Below are 15,200 nucleotides of genomic sequence, written 5' to 3'. Positions count from 1 at the left end.
GTTCGCCGCAGCGTCAGGTTGCGGCAACCAAGCGAGGCGCCAGCACCCTGGGCCGTCCGTGCGAGCGGCGGTCCAGAGTGTTGCGCTCCACCTTTCCATTCGCGTTGAGCGGCAACGGCCCGTCCCAGAACACCAGTTCTTCTGGCAGCTTGTACTTCGGCAGCCCCGCTGACAGCAGCGCGTCGGTGACGTCGGTCAGCGATAGTTCGGTGTCTCTGTCCAGTAGTACCGCCACGGCCAACCGCTCGCCGGTGACGGCGTCGGCGACCGAATACGCCGCGCACTCCTTGACGCCGGCAATCCGCACCACGGCCTCTTCGACCTCCGCCGTCGGGATCTTCAAGCCGTTGCGGATCACGATGTCCTTGATCCGGCCGACGATACGGACGCGCCCGTCGGTGATCTCGGCGACGTCCCCGGTGCGGAACCAGTTCCCGTCGAACGCCGGGTCGTCACCCTCGCCGCGGGTGTACCCGAGAAAGGTGTGCGGGCCGCGCAGACAGCACTCGGTCGGCTCCTCGGTGGAGCCGACCTTCACCTCGACATCAGCCAGCGCGACCCCGTCATCGGCATGCCGGACCGCACGCGATTCCCCTCGTTGTCCTGACGTGCTGACCGGCACTTCCGACGAGCCGTAGGCCCGCATCACGATGATCCCGAACTCGTCCTCGATCCGCTCGACGATGCGCCGGTCCAACATCGTGCCGCCGAGGTAGACCGCCCGCAACGGCACCGCGGCGCCGCGTGCGACGGCCTCGTCAAGCAGCCTGTCGAGGAGCCTGTCCGGCCCCCCGTACCACGTCGCAGCCGACTCCAGGAGCAGCTCACACGTCGCAGCCGGGTCCCAGCGATCCTCCAACACGACGGGAGCCGCGAGCATGGGGCTGATGAAGACCGCCTGGAGCACGCCCGTGACCGACGCCAGCGGGCTGATCAGGAAGATCCGGTCGTCACTCGTCAGGCCGGCCGCAGCGACATAGTTCGACGATGCCTTCGTCAACGTACTCAGCGAGTGCACGACACCCTTGGGCGCGGACGTCGTGCCCGAGGTGAAAAGGACGAACGAGGGCTCGTCTGCCGCACGTGCCGAATGCGCGGTCACCGTCTGCGGCGCGTCCGCGGCTCGTCCGAGATCGACCCAGCAGAGCAGCTCAGACAGCTCGCCGGTAGCGGCCGCGGTCCAGTTCGGTGCGACTCCGTACCGAGCCTGCGTGCGGTGCACGATGTCGATGACCTGCGCCGCTCCGGCGCTGCGCGGCACCAGCAGCCCGACTGCGTCGATGCGCAGCGCCGCATGAATGGCCACCAGCGAATCGACGTCATTGCCCACCACGAGCACGACTGGAGCCGAAGCCGTCACTCCTGCGTCGATCATCGCCGACGCGGCCACATCGACTCTGTCGTCCAGCTCGGCGAAGGTCAACTCGCCGTGCCGATCCTTCACCGCGAGAAGGTCGGGACGGCCACCCGCAGCCACCCGGACCACGTCGAGGGGCTGCGCCGACCAGAACCCAGCAGCCCGGTAGCGATCACGCAGCGATTCGGCGCGGCGGTATGCGGGTCCCAGCAGCTCCGTCGGGCTGGCCATGATCAACCTCCGATGCAAATGCTTGTTCTCGTCATAGGTAAATGTAACCTCTCACCCATGCCTTCACCGCAGCGCTCGTCTTCTGAACCACTGCTGACTTTCGACAACCAGGTGGCCATCGTCACCGGGGCGGGGCGGGGCCTCGGCCGCTGTCACGCGCTCGAGCTTGCCCGGCGCGGTGCCCGGGTCGTGGTCAACGACCTCGGTAGCGCCGTCGACGGCAGCGGCAACTCGATGTCCGCGGCGCAGGCCGTGGTCGACGAAATCACCGCTGCCGGCGGCACCGCGATAGCCAACGGCGACTCGGTGTCCACCGAAGCCGGCGGCGCCGCGATCGTGGCTGCGGCCAAAGACGCGTACGGCCAGGTGGACATTCTGGTCAACAACGCCGGGATCCTGCGGGATGCCGCCTTCAAGAACATGACGGCCGACCAGGTCGACGCCGTGATCGCGGTTCACCTGACGGGCGCGTTCAACGTGACGCGTGCGGTGTGGCCGATCATGCGCGAACAGAACTACGGAAGAATCATCCAGACAACTTCTGGAACGGGACTTTTCGGCAACTTCGGGCAAACCAACTACGGTGCGGCGAAGATGGGTCTGGTCGGCATGATGCACGTCCTCGCCATCGAGGGCGCTCGCAATGGCATCACCGTCAACGCCATCGCCCCCATCGCACGAACCCGGATGACCGAGGACATCATGGGCGAAGCCGGTATGGCGATGGATCCCGAACTCGTCACGCCCGTCGTGGTATACCTGGCGCACCGCGACTGCGACCGCACCGCACACATGTATTCTGTGGGTGCGGGCAAGGTCTCCCGCGTGTTCATCGGCGTCACCGAAGGCGTGCAGAACGACGCGTTGACAGCGGAATCGGTGGCTGCGGCGATCGACCAGATCGACGACCCGGCCAACTTCACGATTCGGGGCGGGCCGACGCCCGCCTGATCTCAGCGGCCCTGGAAATCCGGCGATCGGCGCTCGGCGAAGGCACGTAGCCCCTCTTGCAGATCGACAGTGTGCGAGATCAGCTCCGCGGCCCATGCCTCCTGTTCGAACGCCCGATCCCGGCTGGATTCCGAGGAGACTGCCAGTAGACGCTTGGTCAGCGACAGCATCACCGTCGGTCCCGCCGCCAGGCGGCGGGCCAGTTCCTCGGCAGTGCTGTTCACCGCGTCAGGCGCAACAACTTTGTTGACCAGCCCGAGACGCTGGCAAGAGGCAGCGTCGACCGGCTCGCCCAGCATCAGCAACTCGGTGGCCGTGCGCAGCCCGACGATGCGGGTGAGCAGGTGGACGGCACCGGAGTCGGGCAGGATCCCGCGGTGGACGAAAGCCTCAATGAGCCTCGCCTCCGACGACATCACCACCAGGTCGCAGGCCAGTACCAGGCTCGCGCCTGCACCCACCGCGACGCCGTTCACCGCGGCCACCACCGGTTTGTCGCAGTCCAGCACAGACGCCACCAGGCGTTGCCAGCCTTGGGACAGCATCCGAGCGATGTCGCCCGGACGCTTCTCGGCAAGCGCCTGCGGCACCGGATTGTCGCTCTTGGACGGCAGTCCGGCCCCGGCGCAGAAGTGCCGCGGCCCCGCCGCACCGAGCAGCACTGACCGCACTGCCGAGTTCGAATGAGCCTCCATGAAGGCTTCGGCAAGTACATCACGAGCATTGGGCGACAACGAGTTACCTACATCAGCTCGGTTGATGGTGATGCGCAGTACTCCGTCTTCGCCGTGTTCCACCTCGATCCCGGTCGGTTTCGTCATAGCTCTTCTCCGCCCTGCGTTAACGCCGTTTCCGGTTTTCGGGTATCTTAATTTCCGCAACCATGCCGACGATATCGCGGGCCACAACGAGGAGGCGCTGAATGACTCAACCCTCTTCCGTTGCCGGATCGTCTGCGGCCGGCCGGATCACCGACGAGGGACTTGCCCGCTTGCGCGCCACCATCGGTATCGCGGTGCCGCACACGCAGCCGCCGCACTACTTCCGGCCCAACGAGGACAGCTTCCGGCATGTGGCCGAGAGCTACGGTGACGACAATCCGCTCTGGTGCGACCCCGAGTACGCAGCCAAATCCGTCTGGGGCGAGTCGGTGGCCCCGCCTGCCCTCGTCGGCGGTGACACCCTCATCGGCGAAGACGAGGTCACCACGCTCTCCGACGAGGACCGCGCCCTGACCAAAGGCGATCCACTGCGCGGCGTACACGCCTTCTACGCATCGTCATCGCGTGAATGGTGGGCGCCGTTGCGCGCCAATCACCGGGTGTTCCGCCGCAACGCGTTGGTTGCGGCACTCGACAAGAGCAGCGAGTTCGCCGGCCGCGCGATCCACGAGTGGTCGGCGCAGGTCTTTCGCGACGACGAAGGCGTGATCCTCGGCGGCCAGTACCGCAACATGATCCGGACCGAGCGGAGCAAGGCCCGCGGTGCGAAGAAGTACGACGACGTTGACCTGAGGACCTGGACCGAAGACGAGATCGCGGAGATCGACGAACGGTATGCGCGAGAGGTCCCCCGCGGCGCGGAGCCCCGATGGTGGGAGGACGTCTGCGAAGGTGACGCGGTGGGGCCGCTGACCAAGGGACCACTGACGGTCACCGACATGGTCTGCTGGCATGTCGGGATGGGCACCGGGATGTACGGGGTGCGCCCACTGGCGCTGGCCTGGCGCAACCGGCAACGGATCCCGCGTTTCTACACCCCCAACGAGCACGGCGTACCCGACGTACAACAACGGGTGCACTGGGAGCCCGACGCCGCGCGTAACGCCGGTAACCCGACCACGTTCGACTACGGGCGGATGCGTGAGACGTGGCTGATCCACCTGTGCACAAACTGGATGGGCGACGACGCCTGGCTGTGGAAGCTCGACTGCGAGTTCCGACTCTTCAACTACGTCGGAGATCTGCACACCATCGCCGGGACCGTGGTGCGCAAATACGTTGCCGACGGCAACCGGCCGGCAGTCGACATCGAACTCGCCGCGACCAACCAGCGCGGGCAGGTGACCGCACCCGGGCGCGCGACGATACTGCTGCCCAGCCGCGAGCGCGGGCCCGTCCGACTTCCTGACCCGCCCGGCGGGGCAACCGACCTGTCGCAACTGCTGACCGCGGTGTCGGCCCAGTTCGCGGAACGCTGACGGCAATGGACTATCCGAGCGTGTCCGGCCTATCCGCCCAGCAGGACGGCCCCGTTCTCACGCTGACCCTGGACCGGCCCGATCGCCGCAACGCGGTCAACGACGAGATGCTCGATGCGATGATCGGCCATTTGGCCGCGGCCGGCATCGACGAGTCGGTCCGTGTCGTTCGCATCGACGCCACCGGCCCGGATTTCTGCGCGGGATCCGACCTGGTCGCCAACAACGCCCACTCGGAGCGCAAGCCGAGGGTGGGCAGCACGCAGCGTCGGCTGCCCAACAAGGCCAACAGGCTGATCCCGTTGATGCTCGAGACCCAGGTTCCGGTCGTCGCGGTGGTCCGCGGCTGGGCCGCAGGCCTCGGGTTCCACCTGGCGATTGCTTCGGACTTCTGCGTCGCGGCCGAGGATGCCCGATTCTGGGAGCCGTTCATGGCGCGCGGCTTCACTCCGGACAGCGGTGCCGCCTGGCTGCTGCCCCGGCTGATCGGCATGGTCCGCACCCGGCAGTTGCTGATGCTGGGCGAGGAACTCTCAGGGTCCGAGGCCGCTGAATGGGGCATCATCCACAGCTCCCACCCCGACGGTGGCCTCGACACCGCGGCCGCCGAACTCGTCAACCGGCTGGCGTCCTCCCCCACCGTCGCACTGGGCCTGACGAAATGGCTGCTGCAGTCCGGAAACGGTCTCGATTTGGACAGGCATCTGCAGAACGAGGCGATGGCCCTCGAACTGTCCAGTCGCAGCGAGGACTTCAAGGAAGGCCTGCGTGCCTTCCGCGACAAGCGCGACGCAGAATTCACGGGCCGGTAGGAGGCGCCGTGTCACGACTACCGATCACCGACACCACCAGTGCCGCCGACGCCGTCGCTGTCGTCGAGAAATGGGTAGCCGCCGAGGTGCCTGCCCCGTGGCGCGACGCCGCGGCCGCGGGACCCAAAGCCCTTCGTGCGGCCCGTAGCCACGAGCAGTACCGGCAGTGGTATCCGGTGTTCGCCGACTCCGGGCTGGTGGTACCCACCTGGGTGCCCGAGCATGGTGGTCTGGGCGTCAGCAACGAGATCGCCCGTGCGATCGACGCCGTACTGGCTCCCCTGCGGCTGACGAGGCTGAATCCCCTCGGCCTCAACAACGCGGCGGCCGCGCTGTTCGCTCACGGCACCGAAGAGCAGCGGCTGCGATTCCTGCCGCCGATCGTCCGCAACGAAGAGAAGTGGTGCCAGCTGTTCAGCGAGCCCGGTGCAGGGTCGGACCTCGCGTCGCTGGCCACCAGAGCAGTGCGGGACGGCGACCAATGGGTGGTGAACGGCCAGAAAGTCTGGACGACCTGGGCCGATGAGGCGGATTTCGGAATTCTGCTGGCGCGAACCGATCCCGAGCAACCCAAGCACAAGGGCATCACCTACTTCCTGTTGGACATGCATCAGCCCGGCGTCGAGGTGCGCCCGCTACGTCAGATAACCGGGGAGAACGAATTCAACGAAGTGTTCATCGACGGCGCCACGGTGCCCGATACTCATCGCGTCGGTGAGATCAATGACGGCTGGCGCGTCAGCGCATCGACGTTGTCCAGCGAGCGACAGATGGTCTCGGGATCGGGTTCCGGCGGTATGGGACGGCTCGGCGGCTCCAGCGCCGAGCGGCTGATCACGCTGGCGCAGGAGACCGGCCGGTGGTCGGACCCGGTCGTTCGGGCGAAGATCATGCGGCTGTGGGTCCAGGAGCAGATCCGCGGCTGGACGAACACGCGCGTGCGCGCTGCGCTCTCGGCTGGTCAGTCGCCCGGTGCCGCGTCCTCGATCGGCAAGGTGCACCAGGCCACCCTCAATCAGCAGATCCAGGATCTGATGGTTGAACTGCTGGGCGCGGATGCACTCGCCTGGCCGGCCAGCGAGGATCCCGATGCGTTGCCGCGGGAAGTCCAGGGCTGGATGCGCAGCCTCGCGAACAGCACGGAGGGCGGGACCACCGACATCAACAAGAACATTCTGGGTGAACGGGTGCTCGGACTACCAAGGGAACCCGACATGTGGAAAGGCAAGCCCTGGAAGGACATCCCGCGTTCGTGAGTGATTACGAGCGACTCATCGTCGAGAAGTCCGACGGCATCGGCTGGCTGGTCCTGAACCGTCCGGACGCGGGCAACGCGTTCGATGCCATGATGCTCGACGAACTCGAGCGGGCGTGGGCCGAGATGGATGCCGACCCGCAGGTCCGGGTCATCGTCAATACGGCGAACGGCAGGTCATTCTGCACGGGCATGGATGTCGTCCAGGTGGCCCGCGACAAGAATGCCATGCGCAAGCACTCTCGCCGGACCCGTGACGCGCAGCTTAAGATCTCATCTTGGCACTGCGACGTATGGAAGCCGGTCATCGCGGCCGTCAACGGCGTGTGCGCGGGCGGTGGTCTGCATCTCGTCGCCGACGCCGACATCGTGATCGCCTCCGAGAGCGCGTCGTTCGTCGACCCGCATGTGTCGGTGGGTCAGGCTGTCGCCTACGAAGCCATCACGCTGCTCCGCAAGTCACCGATGGAGGCGATCCTCCGGATGGCACTGAGCGGCAGGAACGAGCGGATCTCCGCCCAGCGGGCCTACGAGCTCGGAATCATCTCCCAAGTGGTTCCCGGTGACGACCTACGAACCGCGGCCACCGCACTCGCCACCGCCGTCGCTGCCAACTCCCCCGTGGCGATGCGCGTCACCAAGAAGGCACTGTGGCGCTGCATGGAAGTCGGTCTGAGCACCGCCCGCGAGGAGGCTGCAGCACAGATCGACCGGCTCGCCGGCCATCCCGATCAGGACGAAGGTGTGCGGGCCTGGCGGGAGAAGCGGTCACCGAATTGGCAGTCGACAGCGACAGCGGAGGCACCGTGACGACCGAGGAGAAAACCACCTACCAACGGCTCATTGTCGAGCGGCGCGGTCCGGTGGGCTGGATCATCAACAACAGGCCCGACCGGCTCAACGCCTACGACATCGTGATGCGTGAGGAATTTCCCAGGGCCTGGGCCGAACTCGACGCCGACCCCGACGTGCGCGTCATCGCGCACACCGGCAACGGCCGGGCGTTTCAGGTCGGCGCCGACGTCGAGGAACTCGACGGTGAGGCGGTGCAACAATTCCAGGAGACGATGCGCACCCTCGACCTCAAACTGACCGCGTGGCATTGCAACGTCTCCAAACCGGTCATCACCGCTGTCAACGGTGTCTGTGCGGGCGGCGGCCTGCACTGGGTCGCGGACGCGGACATCGTGATCGCTGCCGCCGATGCGACATTCGTCGATCCGCACGTCTCCATCGGACAGGTGAGTGCATTGGAGACCATCGCTCTGATGCGAAAGATGCCCGCCGAGGCGGTGCTGCGGATGGCGCTGGTTGGCAGCCACGAGAGGCTGACGGCTCAGCGCGCCTACGAACTGGGGATGATCAGCCAGGTCGTCGACCCGCCTGACCAGTTGCGTTCTGTCACACAGGAATTGGGCGAGAAAATCGCCAGGAACTCTCCGGTGGCCATGCGCGCGACCAAGCGGGCGCTGTGGGGAGCCTTGGAGCACGGTCTGACCGACGCCTGTCGCGAGGGCGCGGCGCACCTGACGTCGGTATGGGGGCACCCCGACCAGGATGAAGGTCCGCGCGCGTTCGCCGACAAACGGGCCCCGAACTGGCTTCCTCTGGAGGATGACCGGTGAGCCTGGCGCAACTGGTCGACGGCCTGCCGCCCGTCGCCGTGCACACCCTCGACAGCGACGTCTCCGCCGGCGAGTTGACCTCCGACGCCGCCAGGGTCGGCGAGCTGCTCACCACCGCCGGCCTGCGAACCGGCCAGGTGGTGGCCGCGATGCTGCCGAACGACGCGGTCACGATTGCCGCACTGTTCGGCACCTGGAACGCGGGCGGCGTCTACACGCCGCTGAACCCCCGCGCCGCCGATGCCGAGGTCACCAGTCAACTCGCGGCCCTGCGCCCGGTCGCGGTGATCACGACTCCGGAGCTGGCGGACCGGTTCACCACCTTCGATCTGCCCATTGTCACCGGCGCCGGCCGACGGTGGGACCTCGCGGAGAAAGGCTCCCCGCCCGACGATCCCCGCCAGTACGACGCCGATGTCGCGCTGCTGCAGTTCACCTCAGGCACCACCGGTGCGCCCAAGCCCGTGCCGCTGAGGCACGCCACCGTGCTGGACCTGATCGACCGTCTGCTGGCCAAGCTGCGTGGCGCCAAGCCCGACACCGGCAAGCCCAAGCGCGCGCCGATGCCGAACCTGGTGCCGCTGTCACTGTCGTTATGGGCCGGCATCTACCAAGTGCTCTTCGCCTTTCGTGCCGGATCCGGTGTCGTGCTGATGGACCGCTTCTCCCCCACCGACTTCGCCGTCCTGGTGAAACGGCATCAGCTACGGTCGACGGTGCTCCCCCCGGCGGCACTGACGATGGTCCTGTACGACGAAGCGGTCACCGATCTGTCGCCGCTCAAGATCGTGCGTTCGATCACCGCGCCGCTGTCCCCGGTGCAGGCGGCCAGGTTCCGCGACAAGTTCGGCGTCCTGGTGCTCAACTCGTACGGTCAGACCGAACTCGGCGGCGAAGTCGTCGGCTGGTCTGCTGCCGACGCCCGCGAGTGGGGCGAGACCAAACTCGGATCGGTGGGACGCCCGCTTCCCGGTATCGACGTCAGCATCGTCGAGAACGAGGTGATGGTGCGCACCCCGACCACCGCGGCCCGCAAGATCGACCCGGCATTCCTGGACCGGCTCACCGACGATGGCTGGTTCCACACCGGTGACCTCGGCTGGTTCGACGACGACGGCTTCCTCTGGCTCGACGGCCGAGTGTCGGACATGATCAACCGTGGCGGGTTGAAGGTCTTCCCCGGAACGGTGGAGGACGTCCTGATGTCCGCCGACGGTGTGCGTGAGGCCGCGGTGGTGGGCGTCCCCGATGAGCGCCTCGGTGAGGTTCCCTGGGCGTTCGTGGCGCGAGTCGACGACACCGTGACCGAGCAGGAACTCACCGCGTGGTGCCGAGAGCGATTGACGCCATATCGCGTCCCCGCGCGGATCGTCTTCGTCGACCAGCTGCCCCGCAACGATGTCGGCAAGGTCGTCAAGCGCGAATTGGCCGCTCTGACCGGCTCCGGCGAGTGATTGTGGAGCGACTGAGTGGCCTCGACGCGATGTACCTCTATCTGGAGACACCGTCACAGCCGCTGAACGTCTGCTGTGTCCTGGAGTTGGATGTCGCCGAAATGCCCGGCGGCTACAGCTTCGAACAACTCCGTGCAGAGCTGGAACCGCGACTGCTTGCGATACCTGAATTTCGCAAGAAGCTCGCCGGTGGGCAGCTGAACATCGATCACCCGGTCTGGGTCGAATGTGCTCGGGTGGACATTTCCCGCCACCTCAAGCGCATCGCAGCGCCGGCTCCGGGTAGTCGAGTCGAAGTGGGTGAGGTGTGTGCTCACATCGCCGCGCTGCCCCTGGATCGCGACCACCCGCTGTGGGAAGTCTGGGCGGTCGAGAACCCCTCGGCGCCAGAGCTTCTGACACTGGTCGTCAAAGCCCACCACGCGCTGGTCGACGGGGTGGGCGGCGCCAACATCATGACGCAACTGTGCAGTCTCGAGCCCGATCTGTCGGCACCGCCGGACACGGTCAATCCGACGCCGGCGGCCGGCACCCTGCGGATCGCCGCCACCGGCGTACTCGGTGTCGCGACACGGTCATGGCGGCTGACCAGTCTGTTACCCGCCACGTTTGCGACAGTGGCGCGTACTGTGCGTCGCGCTAGGGCTGGGCGCTCGATGGTGGCGCCGTTCGCGGCCCCGAAGACGTTGTTCAACGGTCCGCATTCGGGCCGCCGGTGTGTCGCGTTCGTCGCGCTCTCGCTTGACGATGTCCAGGCCGTCAAGAACCACTACGGACTGATGGTGAACGACGTCGTGATGGCGTTGTGCGCCGGCGCCTTACGGACCTTTCTGCAACGGCATGACGCGTTGCCCGACACCCCGCTCGTCGCAGCTGTTCCGGTGTCGGTCCACGGCAAATCGGACCGGCCCGGTCGCAATCAGACGAGCTGGATGTTCTGTCGGCTGCAGTCACCCGTGGCCGACCCGGTGCAGAGACTGCGGGACATGGTCGAGAGCACGGCGGCGGCCAAGGCGCACAGCGCCGAACTCGGCCCCACGTTGTTACAGGACTGGACACAGTTCATCGGCCAATACACCATGGGTGCGGCCAAGCGCCTCCTGCCGCGCGTGCCCAAGCCGACGAACCCACCGTTCAACCTCATCCTCTCGAGCGTGCCGGGCCCCCAGGTTCCCCTTTACCTGGCGCGCTACCGCATCGAGGAGGTGTATCCGTTCGGCCCGATACTCGCCGGTGCCGGACTCAACATCACCGCAATGTCCTACAACGGCCAGTTGGGCTTCGGAATCATCTCCAGCCCGGACCTGGCACCGGACCTGTGGAACCTGGCCGACGCATTGCCCGCGGCACTGGACGAACTCATGGGCTCGATCACCAATCCGTGATCATTCGTGACTGCCTGGTCACAATCGACGGGCCCGCCAAGGGATCGGAAAGCACACCGGCCGGCGCCTCGACGACTGCAGGGATCGCATTGACCGCGGCCATCGCGGTTGCCGCGACGCCCGGATTGACTCGGTCAGTGGGCGACTGCTCGAAGTACAGCTCCGCGCACATGCTGGGCCGACCCTGCACCCGGATGACCATCCCGCCTTGGTCGTGCCGCGATGGTCGGGGCCAGCTAGGCGGCCACGGTGTGGAACTGACCGTAGCGAAGTACTGGACCGCAACGGCCGGGCGCCCGCCAACCATGCCGGCGAGTTGCCACCGGTGCCCGCAGATCGTCCCTTGCTGGATCACCCCGATCGCGGTCGTCAGATCCTCCGGAGCGAGCAGCGTTTCCCAGTCCAGGTCGATGCTGTCGAGCGTCAGTCCGAGGATGTCGGCGATGTAGCGAACGACGGTCTCCCAGTCGTGGTTGACCTTTCCGGCGGCGATACGGGCGGGCACGTGCCCATCCGGCTTACCGAACCCCATGGATTCGTGCAGCACATCCCAGATCGGGTAGGACTTGTCCAGGTCGATGGCGTACTCGTCCATCCGGTACGACTCGACCGCGCCCGCACCGGCCAACAGTGCCGTCGGGATGTTGAGACTGATGAAGCCCGGCTCGGCGCCGGTGGCATAGAACGTGGAGTTGCCCTTCCCGGCTGCAGCGTGCACAGCGTCCTGCCACTCGCGTGGCGCGGCCGCCGGATACACCATCGGGATCGTCGAAATCGTGACGACGTTGATGCCCGCCTCCAGATATCCGGCGATGTCGGCAATGGCCTCGGCCTCACGCCGAACGGCACTGGCGCAGTACAGAACACAGTCTGGCTCGAGCGCCAGGATCGCGTCCAGGTCGTCGGTTGCCGACACTCCGATATCGGGACCACCGGAAAGTCGACCCGCATCCATTCCTGCCTTGTCCGCCGTCGACACTTTGAGCCCGACGAGTTCGAGGGCAGGGTCGTCAATGACCGCTCTGAGCGCCTGCGTACCAGTCAAGCCGGTGCCGACGTGTACGACACGATGAACCTGGCGAGTTGACCCGTCCACCATCATTCCCTCTCCTTACGCGTTCTAGTGCATAGACGGTGAACCGCACTCACTGCGGCGCGGCGCGGACCGGCACGCTGGCCCACCCGAATACGTTGGGCATCTTGACCCGTCGCAACCCTGTGACGTCGACGTCGAATTCGGGAATCAGATCGAGAAGAACGTCGAGGGCAACTCGACCTTCCATCCGCGCCAGTGCCGCTCCCAGGCAGCTGTGTATCCCGTACCCGAATCCGAGGTTGTGCCCGGAGTGCGCGCGGGTGATGTCGAAACGATCGGGATCGGCGAAGGCGCGCTCATCCCTGGTCGCCGACCCGTTGATGAGCATGACCGGCTTGTGTCGGGGAATGACCTTGCCGTGAAGCTCGACCTCGACGTTGCTCCACCGGATGTCGTATTGGGACGGCCCTTCGTAACGCAGCAACTCTTCGAATGCGGCCGGGATCCGGCTCCTGTCCTCTTGGAGCATTTGCCACTGCTCCTGGTGACGCGCGAACAGGACACCCGCACTGGCGATCAGCTTGGTCACGGTCTCCGCTCCGGCCCCGCCGAGCAGCGACGCGAAGGCGGCTATCTCCATGTCATCGAGGCGGGTGCGGGTGCCGTCTTCTCGTTCCACCTCCACTTCGGTCAACCGCGTGATCATGTCGTCGGCGCGGTTGGCGCGCTTGTCGACGACGAGGTCGTAGTAATACCTCCACATGTCCACGGCCGCTTCCCGCCCGGCCGCGGTGATGCTCACGTTTCCAGGTTCGCGTTCCAACAGCGCGTCGAGCCAATGACGGATCTGCTGGCGTCCGGCCGGCGGAACGCCCAGCATCGTGGTGATGATCTCGACCGGAAACACCGCGGAGAAGTCTTCGACCAGATCGAACGAAGTGGTGTCGATCCGTTGTGCCGTCGTTTCGACCACTTCCCGGATCATCGGTTCGAGCTTCGCGATGGCGCGAGGGGTGAAGACTTTGTTCACCAATGCGCGCATGCGGGTGTGCTGAGGCGGATCCATCATGATGATCACGCCTTCGGGGATCATGGCATCCGGATCGATGAAGTGATCGAGGGTGACACCCTTCGCCGATGAGTACGTCTCGTGGTCGCGCATCGCGGGTGCGACGTCTTCGTACCGGGAGAGCGCCCAGAAGTCGTACTGCTCGCTGTAGTAGACCGGTGCATGGTCACGGAGCCGCCGGTAGGTCTCGAACGGGTCGCTGAAGAACTCGTCCGAGAACGGGTCGAAGTGAACGACCTCTTCTGAAACCCCGAATCGCTCGGGCATCGTCTCATCGCCTCCCAGTCTTCTGCGCGTCAGCCACCTACTCCGCCTTCACGAAGGAAATGCACGGTGTAGTCCTGGCCCCGCAATCCGCGCGGTTCGAGCCCGATCAGCGCCATGAGACGCGCCCAATCGGCAGAGTCGACGAACCAGTCCCAACGGGCTATCTGCCCGTCCTCGTTGGTCCAGATGTAGTCCCACTCGCGCAATTCCACCACCGTGCCGTCGGCCAGCGTCCCCGCGTAGGTGTCGCACGATGAGAAGCCCCAATCGCCGGCAACACACTCGAACGGACTGACGAGCCGATAGTCGGGCATGCGCTTCCACCACATTCGCCACTCAGGAGTGAGGATGTCTCCGTCCGGTGCGTACTTCTCGATGGCTTTCGCGACCCCGTCGGTAAACATGTCGGTGGCCGTCTGTGGGACACCGTCGTTGAACAGGGGGCTCATCATCACCGAGTTCGGCGCCCAGATGAACTTGTCACCGAAGGTGACACGACGACCGCGCTCGATGGCCTTGGCGTAACCCTCCCATTTCTCGAAGGCGATCTTCTCGTGTAAAGCGATCCGGTCGATGGGCATGTTGGTTTACCTTTCCGCTACGTCAGCTCGGCGAATCTCTCGAGATAGGGCCACGCGATCTCCGGTGGGATGCCACCGCACAACGGCGAGAGGTTGAACGTCTCGCCGCCGGCGATGCGCTGCCTCGCTTCCTCGACGGACAGGATCACGTGTGACGCCGACGTGCGACGCAGTTCGTCGACGGTCGTGGCGTTGCTCAGGTTGGCCGAAACCGTGTTGTCCGGATTCCACGCCGAATACGCCATGGCGTCGTGCAGCAGGTAGTCGCCGATCTCGTCCCACGCGGCGTCGACATCCTCGGCGACGAAGAGGTTCGCTACGGCATCTCGCGGGGGAATCAGAACGAAGCCGGGCTCGAAGCCGTTCTCGCGGCACGCTTCTTCGTAGGCCTCTTGCATTCCGGGAACCCCACCATTGGCCAGTAAGCCCAGGCCGTTGCGGCCGGCCCGCCGCGCCGCGGCGAGGCTGGATCCGCCCCAGTTCAGCATCGGCCCGTTCGGGTCTCGCGGTCTCGGAGTCACCTTCATTCTCCTGCCACCCTGTTCGACTTCTTCTCCGGCCAACAGGCGACGCAGCAACGGCAGCTTCTCGTCGGCGACGCGACCGCGATCGCGCAGCGACAACCCGAAATGGTCGAATTCCTCCACTCGGTAGCCGATCCCGAAGACATAGCTGGTCCGGCCCGCGCTGATGTGGTCGAGAACGCAGATGTCCTCCGCCAGTCGAGCCACATCGTAGAACGGCAGCAGGATAGTCAAGTTCAGCATCAGTTGCTTTGTGCGGGCAGCAATCGCCGCACCCAGCAGCAACGGCGAGGGCAGATAGCCGTCGTCTGCGCAATGGTGTTCGCACAGGACCACCGCGAGGCATCCACGGGTCTCAGCCCACGCGGACATCTCAGCCGCAGCGGAGTACAGCTCCGTCGCCGGAGCGCCGATCGCAGGGGCCCGCATGTCGAATCGCAGAGTGAACATCGG

Annotated in this window: 14 protein-coding genes; 8 read left to right on the top strand and 6 right to left on the bottom strand. The window is 65.9% G+C overall.

The features are described 5' to 3' along the window. Positions 1 to 13: 13 nt before the first annotated feature. Positions 14 to 1,537 (bottom strand): class I adenylate-forming enzyme family protein, encoded by a 1,524-nt coding sequence (locus tag G6N31_RS05060; protein ID WP_179964321.1) that lies wholly within the window; start codon positions 1,535 to 1,537, stop codon positions 14 to 16. A 108-nt stretch (positions 1,538 to 1,645) separates the two neighbouring features. Here G6N31_RS05060 and G6N31_RS05055 point away from each other — a divergent pair, with 108 nt between their 5' ends. Beyond that, positions 1,646 to 2,539: an SDR family NAD(P)-dependent oxidoreductase gene (locus tag G6N31_RS05055; protein ID WP_098003412.1), complete on the top strand. Its 894-nt coding sequence runs from the start codon at positions 1,646 to 1,648 to the stop codon at positions 2,537 to 2,539. Positions 2,540 to 2,541: 2 nt separating this feature from the next. On the opposite strand, the gene G6N31_RS05050 is transcribed toward G6N31_RS05055, so the two are convergent. Then, a complete protein-coding gene (locus G6N31_RS05050) occupies positions 2,542 to 3,360 on the bottom strand; it encodes an enoyl-CoA hydratase/isomerase family protein (RefSeq protein ID WP_098003413.1) in 819 nt (272 codons plus the stop codon). 101 nt (positions 3,361 to 3,461) lie between these two features. Between G6N31_RS05050 and G6N31_RS05045 the strand changes: the two genes are divergently transcribed. The 7 genes from G6N31_RS05045 (at position 3,462) to G6N31_RS05015 (ending at position 11,270) form a co-directional block, all read left to right on the top strand. Beyond that, positions 3,462 to 4,739 carry a hotdog family protein gene (locus tag G6N31_RS05045; protein ID WP_098003414.1) on the top strand — a complete coding sequence of 426 codons (1,278 nt, stop codon included), beginning with the start codon at positions 3,462 to 3,464 and terminating at the stop codon, positions 4,737 to 4,739. A 5-nt stretch (positions 4,740 to 4,744) separates the two neighbouring features. Further along, positions 4,745 to 5,551: an enoyl-CoA hydratase/isomerase family protein gene (locus tag G6N31_RS05040; protein ID WP_098003415.1), complete on the top strand. Its 807-nt coding sequence runs from the start codon at positions 4,745 to 4,747 to the stop codon at positions 5,549 to 5,551. An 8-nt stretch (positions 5,552 to 5,559) separates the two neighbouring features. Further along, a complete protein-coding gene (locus tag G6N31_RS05035; protein ID WP_098003416.1) occupies positions 5,560 to 6,807 on the top strand; it encodes an acyl-CoA dehydrogenase family protein in 1,248 nt (415 codons plus the stop codon). Continuing rightward, positions 6,804 to 7,616, top strand: a complete 813-nt coding sequence (locus tag G6N31_RS05030; protein ID WP_098003417.1) for an enoyl-CoA hydratase/isomerase family protein — start codon at positions 6,804 to 6,806, stop codon at positions 7,614 to 7,616. The genes G6N31_RS05035 and G6N31_RS05030 overlap by 4 nt, the downstream gene beginning before the upstream one ends. Positions 7,617 to 7,720: 104 nt before the next feature. Then, positions 7,721 to 8,431 carry an enoyl-CoA hydratase/isomerase family protein gene (locus G6N31_RS05025; RefSeq protein ID WP_234815293.1) on the top strand — a complete coding sequence of 237 codons (711 nt, stop codon included), beginning with the start codon at positions 7,721 to 7,723 and terminating at the stop codon, positions 8,429 to 8,431. Beyond that, entirely contained in the window at positions 8,428 to 9,885 is a 1,458-nt protein-coding gene (locus G6N31_RS05020; protein ID WP_098003419.1) for a class I adenylate-forming enzyme family protein, read from the top strand. Before G6N31_RS05025 ends, G6N31_RS05020 begins: the two co-directional genes overlap by 4 nt. Before the next feature lie 2 nt (positions 9,886 to 9,887). Then, positions 9,888 to 11,270, top strand: a complete 1,383-nt coding sequence (locus G6N31_RS05015) for a WS/DGAT/MGAT family O-acyltransferase (protein ID WP_098003420.1) — start codon at positions 9,888 to 9,890, stop codon at positions 11,268 to 11,270. On the opposite strand, the gene G6N31_RS05010 is transcribed toward G6N31_RS05015, so the two are convergent. The 4 genes from G6N31_RS05010 to G6N31_RS04995 form a co-directional block, all read right to left on the bottom strand. Beyond that, entirely contained in the window at positions 11,257 to 12,186 is a 930-nt protein-coding gene (locus G6N31_RS05010; protein ID WP_098003421.1) for a dihydrodipicolinate reductase, read from the bottom strand. The genes G6N31_RS05015 and G6N31_RS05010 overlap by 14 nt on opposite strands. 229 nt (positions 12,187 to 12,415) lie before the next feature. Further along, positions 12,416 to 13,642, bottom strand: a complete 1,227-nt coding sequence (locus G6N31_RS05005) for a cytochrome P450 (protein ID WP_098003422.1) — start codon at positions 13,640 to 13,642, stop codon at positions 12,416 to 12,418. 29 nt (positions 13,643 to 13,671) lie between these two features. After that, entirely contained in the window at positions 13,672 to 14,223 is a 552-nt protein-coding gene (locus tag G6N31_RS05000) for a nuclear transport factor 2-like protein (protein ID WP_098003423.1), read from the bottom strand. Between the two features lie 17 nt (positions 14,224 to 14,240). Beyond that, positions 14,241 to 15,197 (bottom strand): LLM class flavin-dependent oxidoreductase, encoded by a 957-nt coding sequence (locus tag G6N31_RS04995; protein ID WP_098003424.1) that lies wholly within the window; start codon positions 15,195 to 15,197, stop codon positions 14,241 to 14,243. Between the last annotated feature and the right edge of the window lie 3 nt (positions 15,198 to 15,200).

Origin of the sequence: Mycolicibacterium duvalii, from assembly GCF_010726645.1 — a bacterium.
GTDB classification, from domain to species: Bacteria; Actinomycetota; Actinomycetes; order Mycobacteriales; family Mycobacteriaceae; genus Mycobacterium; species Mycobacterium duvalii.
This window is presented reverse-complemented; position numbering and strand designations above follow the sequence as displayed.

What these genes read in the sequence shown, in the direction of transcription:
- G6N31_RS05055 (WP_098003412.1), top strand. Translation starts at nt 1,646, where the DNA reads ATGCCTTCACCGCAGCGCTCGTCTTCTGAACCACTGCTGACTTTCGAC.
- G6N31_RS05050 (WP_098003413.1), bottom strand. Translation starts at nt 3,360, where the DNA reads ATGACGAAACCGACCGGGATCGAGGTGGAACACGGCGAAGACGGAGTA.
- G6N31_RS05045 (WP_098003414.1), top strand. Translation starts at nt 3,462, where the DNA reads ATGACTCAACCCTCTTCCGTTGCCGGATCGTCTGCGGCCGGCCGGATC.
- G6N31_RS05040 (WP_098003415.1), top strand. Translation starts at nt 4,745, where the DNA reads ATGGACTATCCGAGCGTGTCCGGCCTATCCGCCCAGCAGGACGGCCCC.
- G6N31_RS05005 (WP_098003422.1), bottom strand. Translation starts at nt 13,642, where the DNA reads ATGCCCGAGCGATTCGGGGTTTCAGAAGAGGTCGTTCACTTCGACCCG.
- G6N31_RS05000 (WP_098003423.1), bottom strand. Translation starts at nt 14,223, where the DNA reads ATGCCCATCGACCGGATCGCTTTACACGAGAAGATCGCCTTCGAGAAA.
- G6N31_RS04995 (WP_098003424.1), bottom strand. Translation starts at nt 15,197, where the DNA reads ATGTTCACTCTGCGATTCGACATGCGGGCCCCTGCGATCGGCGCTCCG.